General features: G+C 36.8%; 1 protein-coding gene. It reads left to right on the forward strand.

Annotated elements, in window-relative coordinates; translation table 11 throughout:
• Positions 1 to 225: 225 nt before the first annotated feature.
• On the forward strand, positions 226 to 1,236 hold the full coding sequence (locus ND16A_RS05155) for an IS110 family transposase (protein ID WP_033078471.1): 1,011 nt from the start codon (positions 226 to 228) through the stop codon (positions 1,234 to 1,236).
• The last annotated feature ends 32 nt before the right edge of the window (positions 1,237 to 1,268 follow it).

Below are 1,268 nucleotides of genomic sequence, written 5' to 3' on the forward strand. Positions count from 1 at the left end.
CGTCATATAAAAGAAGAAGCCCCTAAATAAATTATTACTTAAGGGCTAAGCTAGAGTGAGAAGAAGAGGCTAAGACGTCAAAAGCTTTTAGCTTCTCGGGATGCAAAAGCCTCTTCTTACTCTAGCGATTCAGAGCCTCTATAACAGGTATTTTTTCAAAATCTTTAACAGATATGAAAAGGCCAGAAATCGCTCAACACTCACAGTTTAAGGATAATAGATATTATGAAAAATTCATCTATAAACCATATAAAAGATTGTGTAGGAATTGGGATTGATGTATCAAAGGATTCACTGTCATTCGCTGAAATAACGGAAGACAAAACCTACATAACAAATATAGAAAATAGTATTTCATCTATCGACTTAGTAGCTCAAAAGCTAATGCAAGAAAACTATCAAGGTAAAGTGATCTGTGAATCTACTGGCCACTATCATTTGAAAATTGTATCCGTTTTTTCGAAATATAAACTTAACTTACTTGTTCTTAACCCGCTTCAGTCAAGTAAACATAGTAAAGCTAATATTCGTAAAGTAAAAAGCGACCCCGCTGATGCTGAAACATTAGGCATCATGTGTATTACAGAGAAAAACCTACCTAAGCCAACAGAGCTAAGTGATAGTAAGATATTGATTCGATTAAAAATGGGTCAGTTAGCTTCGCTAGAAAAATTCATTCAGCGATTACAGAGCAGCGTAAATGCTTACCATGAAACTTATGAAGGCCTGAAATTCAAAGAGAGCGATGTTCAACGAGACCTTGCTGAAACATTAAGTAAGCTGAAAAAAACAAAGGGTCGTATGACTAGAGAGCTTGAGCGGTTAATTAGTGACCTATGTGTGGATGACCATGTAATAAACGATATACAAGAGATTCCTGGAGTTTCAGAAATAACGGCGGCACTAATAAGCCAGTTTGATACAGATGTTAAAGATGCGAATTCATGGGTCGCTTATGTTGGTTATGATGTAAGTGTTCGTCAAAGTGGTAAATGGAAAGGTCGCGGTAAGCTTACCAAAAGAGGCAATAGTTATTTGCGAAAAAGACTGTGGGGAGCAGCTTGGGGAGCCATGCGACATGATGAACACTTCAAAGCTTATTATGATCAATTAAGAGGTAATGGTCGAAGCTATGTTGCAGCACTTTGCATTCTTGCGAAAAAGATATTGAGGATAGCGTACCAGATAATGGTGAATCACAAAAAATATGATCCAAACATAGCTTTTCCAGCTTAGAAATTTGACAAAAGCTAATAACAGGCATCCCG

This window comes from Thalassotalea sp. ND16A, from assembly GCF_000764205.1.
In the GTDB taxonomy this organism is placed as follows: Bacteria; Pseudomonadota; Gammaproteobacteria; order Enterobacterales; family Alteromonadaceae; genus Thalassotalea_A.

What these genes read in the sequence shown, in the direction of transcription:
- ND16A_RS05155 (WP_033078471.1), top strand. Translation starts at nt 226, where the DNA reads ATGAAAAATTCATCTATAAACCATATAAAAGATTGTGTAGGAATTGGG.